The following is a 4,990-nucleotide window of genomic DNA, read 5'->3' as shown; positions in this document are numbered from 1 at the left end:
GTCGACATGGGCAGCTGCACCTACGCCACCCTGTGGAACGCCTTCAAGCGCATCGCCAAGGGCTACAGCGCGACCGACAAGACCGCGCTGTTCAGCGGCACGGCGGCCAAGACCTACCGGCTGGCGCTCTGAGCGCCGTTCGCAGCTTCCAACGGGCCGCGGCCTGTGGTTTAATATACGATGTAAATGTCGAGGGCGAGATGACGCGCGCGATCCTGAGCGGCCTGGCGGCGGTGGTGGTATTCGGGACCATGTTCGGGGCGCCCCCGGCCGCGTCTGCGCAGCCCGCGTCCCTGCCCGCGGCGATCTTCACCGACCCCCTGGCCGACGCGGCCCATCCGCCGCGGATGGAGGTGCTGCACATTCCGAGCGGCGGGGTCGAGATCAATGGCGTGGCCTATCTGGCCGGCGGCGCAGGCGCCCATCCGACCGTGATCCTGCTGCATGGCCTGCCCGGCAACGAGAAGAACCTCGATCTGGCCCAGGCGATCCGCCGCGCCGGCTGGAGCGTCGTGACCTTCAACTACCGCGGCTCCTGGGGCAGCCCCGGGAACTTCAGCTTCCGGGGCAACCTCGCCGACGCCAAGGCGGTGCTGGCCTATGTGCGCAACCCGGCCAACGCCTCGAAGTTCGGGATCGACACCCACAGGCTGGTCATCGCCGGCCACAGCATGGGCGGCTGGGTCACGGCCCTGACCTCGGCCCAGGACCCGGCCATCGCCGGCACGATCCTGATCTCGGCGGCGGACATGGGCGGCCGCGGGGCCGTTCCGGCGGCCAAGTCCGTCGTCGTCAAGTCGATGGAAGGCAATATGGAGAGCCTGGCCGGGACCTCGCCGGAAAATATGGCCGACGAGGTGATCGCGTTCTCGCCGCGCCTCAGCTTCAACGCCGAAGTGGCCAAGGGGCTGGCCGGCAAGCCGCTCCTGGTGCTGACCTCGGACGACGGCCTCGCGCCCAACGCCGAGCGGCTGGCCAAGGCGGTTCAGGACGCCGGCGGCAAGTCGGTGACCGTGCGCCACGAGGCCACGGACCACGGCTGGAGCGGCAAGCGCGTCGCGCTCGAAGCCGCGGTGATCAGCTGGCTGCAGGGCCTGAAATAGCCGCGCCAGAGCCGGCGGCCTTGGCGGCGCGTTTCGCCGCGCGGCGATCCTCGCGGCGCATGTCGCCCTGGGCGACCTGTCGGTAGCGCGCCAGGTAGATCGGCGCCACCGCCATCAGCACGCCCAGCATGTCGGCGAACATGTGCGGCGCGGAGATCTCGCGTCCGTCGACGCAGGGCGCGATCCCGACGGCGAGCATCAACCACATGGCGACCATGGCGATATCGCCGCGGCGCACGAACGGCAGCGCGCCATAGGCCCCGGCCGTCACGAGGTAGAAGACCAGGGCGCCGATCGCCGGCCTGTCGACGTCGAGCGTGGACGGCAGCGCCAGCGGCGCCACCAGCATCGCGGCGCAGGCCAGCACGATCAGCGCCGAGACGAGGCGCGTGGTCTTGAAAGAAATGGACGGAAACACCTGACGAGCCCCGAATAGCGAACGGCCCCATCCTGACCCCGCGCCCGTCAATTCAGGGTGAATTTACGTGGTTAGCAGGGGTTGAAATTGCGGCGGGCCGGGGTCGTGGGTCGAGACTTCGATCTTCAGCCTAGGCCAGCCGCTGCGCAAACATCATGCGGTGGCCGGCGGGCGTGGCGACGACCATCTCGCGCATGCCCCAGGACTTGTCCGCGGGGCCAGCGAGCACGATCGCCCCGCGTTCCGTGATCGCCCTGGCGTAGGCGTCGAGGTCGGCGAGCCGGAAATAGCCGAAATAGCTGTGGCTGCCGAGGGCGGCCGGCGCCAGGTCGTCGGCGCATTCCCCGAGCATCGCGCCCTGGCCGCCGAGCGCCAGGAACAGCCAGCCGGGCGGGCTGCCGCGCTTTTCGAACCCCAGGACGCCGCACCAGTAGGGCTCGGCTTCCGCCAGGCTCGGAACCGCCAGCACGAAGTCCGCGCCGGTCACTTCGGGCTGTTCCATCGGGTCCCTCCTGGTGGCGGGACAGTGTCGCCCAAGACTCGACGTTTGCGAAGCCGCGGCGGGCCTGTAGAGGGAAGCACATGGCCGAGGTGTCCGACATCGCCGTCTACCAGAAGCTCACGGCGATCGCCGACGAGCTGGACCAGATGGCCGCCGAGGGCGCGAGCCTGGTGGGCGACGCGGCCCTGACCACCGCGGCGCGGACCGTGCGCGGCATGGCGAGCGCCGTCTACGGCCACATCATGGACAGCGCCGACGAGACCCCGGACAGCTAGGGGCGACGCCTCTTCGGCGCGAGGAAGACCGCGGTTTCGAGCTGCTCGTTGAATACCCCTGAGGGATTGAACCGCAGGAGCGCCTGTGTCAGCTCCGCCTCGAACGCCGGCGCCCGGTCACCGAACATCTCCCTCGTCGCCCCGACGCCGGAATAGATGCAGCCGACGATCGACGCGACGTCGCGCGTTATCTGGTGGGAGAACTCGCGCACCGTGAAATCGGAGAAATGCGCCGAGCGGCGCAGCGACGGCTCGTGGTCGGTCTCCGGATGCTTCAGGGGATGGCGACCGGTCCGGCCGAGGTAGCGCGCCGCCACACCCGCCGCGATGCCCGCCCAGCTCTCCGGCATGCGGCGCGCGCCCTCGTCGAGGATCGCCACGCCACCGCCATCCACGACGGCGTCCGCGAGCTGCTTCAGGAGGAGATCGCGGTCCATCCAGTGAAGGGACTGGCCCAGGACGGCGGCGTGGAATTGGCCGAGCCCCGGCAGAACGTCTTCCGCCCGGCCCTGAATCCAGCAGATGTTGTGGCGCCCCTGGGCGGCCGCCAGCCTTTGGCCCTCGGCCAGCATCTGCGAGTCCAGGTCCACGGCGACGACCTCGCCGACGGCGAGCGAAAGCGGGATCGCAATCGTGCCGGGACCGCAGCCGAGGTCGAGGACGCGCGCCGTCCGGCCAAGCGCGAGGGCTGCGATGACCGCGTCCAGCGCGCCGGGCGCATAGGGGGCCCTGAACCGATCATAGTAGGCGGCGGCGGAGGCGAACGGCGATGAGCCGGGCGATTCGTCCATGCGCCAAACCTAGCATCGCCTACCCGGGGGCTGCGCCCCACGGTCACGGCGGACAGGCTCCCTTGCCACGCCTTCAGAACTGGCGAGGATGGCGCCAACCAACGAGGAGGGGGACGACCATGAGGACCTGGACCATCGCCGCCATGGCGGCCGGCCTCGCGCTGAGCGCCGGCGCGGCCTCGGCGGGACCGCCGGCCGAGCTGAAACCCGCGCACGTGGCGGGGCCCGGGCTCTACGTCACCGACCTGGAGGCGCAGAAGGCCTGGTACGTGGACAAGCTCGGCATGAGCGTGACCAACACTATCCAGCGCGAGGGCAAGCCCTTCGAATACCTCATGGGGCTGAACGACGGCGCGGGCGCGGCGATCCTGGCGCTGGCCAAGTCGGGGACGCGGCCGGCCGGCGCCAACGGCTTTTCCCGGGTGATCCTGGCCGTGCCCAACGCCAAGGGCCTGGCCGACTGGCTGAAGGGTCAGGGGGTGGAGAGCCGCGAGGTGATCCCCAACGTCGCCTATTTCATCCGCGATCCGGAGGGCAACCCGGTCGAGCTCTACACCCCGCCGAAGCCTTGAGGGGCCAGACCCCGTGACCGCCTGGCCCGCCGCCCGCCTGGTCCCGATGGTGCTGGTCGTCCTGCTGATCGGCATGGAGATCTATGCGAGCCGGGTGCGGCGGGCGGACGCCAAGAGCCGCGACGGCGGCAGCCTGATCGCCATCTGGGGCCTGATCGGGGCCAGCTACTGGGTCGTGTTCAGCCTGTGGAGCGCGCGCCGGCCGCCGAGCCCGCTGCTCGGCGACTGGGCGCTGTGGATTGGGGCGGCGGTGGCGCTGGCGGGAATATTCCTGCGGGTCTGGAGCGTGGCGACGCTCGGCCGCTACTTCACCTATGTGGTCAAGGTGACCGGCGACCAGCCGGTGATCGAGACCGGGCCCTATCGGCTGCTGCGCCACCCATCCTATGCGGGTGCACTGCTGACCGCGATCGGCATCGGGCTCTCGCTGCGCTATGCGCTGGCGCCGGTGATCCTGGGGGTCGTGCAGCTGGTCGCCTATTCGATCCGCATGGAGGTCGAGGAGCGCGCGCTCGCCGAGGGGATCGGTGAGCCCTACCGGGCCTATATGCAGCGCACCAAGCGGATCGTACCCTTCGTCTGGTGACGGGCATGCGGTGAAGCTGCGTCACACAAGCGCCGAAGTCAGACCCGACTCTCAGTCGGCAAGCGGGGACCGGCATGACGCCCTTCCGGAACGATGAAAACAATCCGTTCGCCAGGAAGAGCCCCTGGCCCGGCATGCCGCAGTCGACGCTGCGGCTGGACGCGCAGCCGAAGACCCCGCCGGCCGCGACGCCCCCGCCGGAGCCCAGGCTGATCGTCGTGGACAGGCCGGAACTCACGCCGGATCCCGTGCGCATACTGGCCATCGCCCAGCCGTCCGCACCCGAACCCGGGTTGCAGCCCGAGCCCCCGCCGCAGCCTGACCCCGTGGCGCCGCCCGAACCTCTGCTGCGGTTCGAACCGCCGCCGCAGCCCGAGCCCGCCCGGGCCCGCGAGCCGCCGCCGCTGGTCACGCCCATCGGGGTGCGACCCGCCCGGGCGCGACGGGCCAGGCCCAAGGGCGAGGTGCGGGTGACGCCGCTGATCGCCGCCGCGGCGGTTGGGGCCGGCGGAACCGCCGCGCTGTTCCTGCTGATCAACCTGGGGGCGTCGCAGGCCCCCGGGCCCGCTGCAACGCCCACCGGCCTCGCCGTGGGCCAGATGGTCGGCGAGGCGACGCCGCCCGCGCCCGTCACGCAAGCCGCCCCGACGCCCGCGCCAATTCCGGCCGCCACGCCCGCGCCGTCTGCGAGAGCCGCGCTGCCCGCGACGCGGCTGGCGGCCTCGGCGCCACGCCTGTCTCTT

General features: G+C 71.0%; 7 protein-coding genes and 1 pseudogene. 5 read left to right on the top strand and 3 right to left on the bottom strand.

The features are described from left to right. Nucleotides 1–200 precede the first annotated feature (200 nt). The gene (locus tag ACESMY_RS23370; protein ID WP_372787043.1) at nucleotides 201–1,103 is read left to right on the top strand and encodes an alpha/beta hydrolase family protein; all 903 of its coding nucleotides are present in this window, start codon (nucleotides 201–203) and stop codon (nucleotides 1,101–1,103) included. Here ACESMY_RS23370 and ACESMY_RS23365 read toward each other — a convergent pair. Then, nucleotides 1,078–1,521: a hypothetical protein gene (locus ACESMY_RS23365; RefSeq protein WP_372787042.1), complete on the bottom strand. Its 444-nt coding sequence runs from the start codon at nucleotides 1,519–1,521 to the stop codon at nucleotides 1,078–1,080. The two genes, ACESMY_RS23370 and ACESMY_RS23365, sit on opposite strands and share 26 nt — an antisense overlap. Before the next feature lie 130 nt (nucleotides 1,522–1,651). Next, a complete protein-coding gene (locus ACESMY_RS23360; RefSeq protein ID WP_372787041.1) occupies nucleotides 1,652–2,023 on the bottom strand; it encodes a VOC family protein in 372 nt (123 codons plus the stop codon). Nucleotides 2,024–2,103: 80 nt separating this feature from the next. Between ACESMY_RS23360 and ACESMY_RS23355 the strand changes: the two genes are divergently transcribed. Beyond that, on the top strand, nucleotides 2,104–2,298 hold the full coding sequence (locus ACESMY_RS23355; protein ID WP_372787040.1) for a hypothetical protein: 195 nt from the start codon (nucleotides 2,104–2,106) through the stop codon (nucleotides 2,296–2,298). Here ACESMY_RS23355 and ACESMY_RS23350 read toward each other — a convergent pair. Then, a complete protein-coding gene (locus ACESMY_RS23350) occupies nucleotides 2,295–3,089 on the bottom strand; it encodes a class I SAM-dependent methyltransferase (protein ID WP_372787039.1) in 795 nt (264 codons plus the stop codon). The genes ACESMY_RS23355 and ACESMY_RS23350 overlap by 4 nt on opposite strands. Before the next feature lie 119 nt (nucleotides 3,090–3,208). Between ACESMY_RS23350 and ACESMY_RS23345 the strand changes: the two genes are divergently transcribed. From ACESMY_RS23345 to ACESMY_RS23335, 3 genes and pseudogenes are all read left to right on the top strand, one after another. Continuing rightward, nucleotides 3,209–3,661: a VOC family protein gene (locus tag ACESMY_RS23345; RefSeq protein ID WP_372787038.1), complete on the top strand. Its 453-nt coding sequence runs from the start codon at nucleotides 3,209–3,211 to the stop codon at nucleotides 3,659–3,661. Nucleotides 3,662–3,674: 13 nt separating this feature from the next. Then, nucleotides 3,675–4,247, top strand: a complete 573-nt coding sequence (locus ACESMY_RS23340; RefSeq protein ID WP_372787037.1) for an isoprenylcysteine carboxylmethyltransferase family protein — start codon at nucleotides 3,675–3,677, stop codon at nucleotides 4,245–4,247. 74 nt (nucleotides 4,248–4,321) lie between these two features. Next, a pseudogene (locus tag ACESMY_RS23335) lies at nucleotides 4,322–4,990 on the top strand (hypothetical protein); the annotation flags it as partial.

Source organism: Phenylobacterium sp. (genome assembly GCF_041691455.1).
GTDB lineage: Bacteria > Pseudomonadota > Alphaproteobacteria > Caulobacterales > Caulobacteraceae > Phenylobacterium.
Note: the sequence above shows the minus strand (reverse complement) of the source record. Positions and strands in the feature narration are given on the sequence as shown.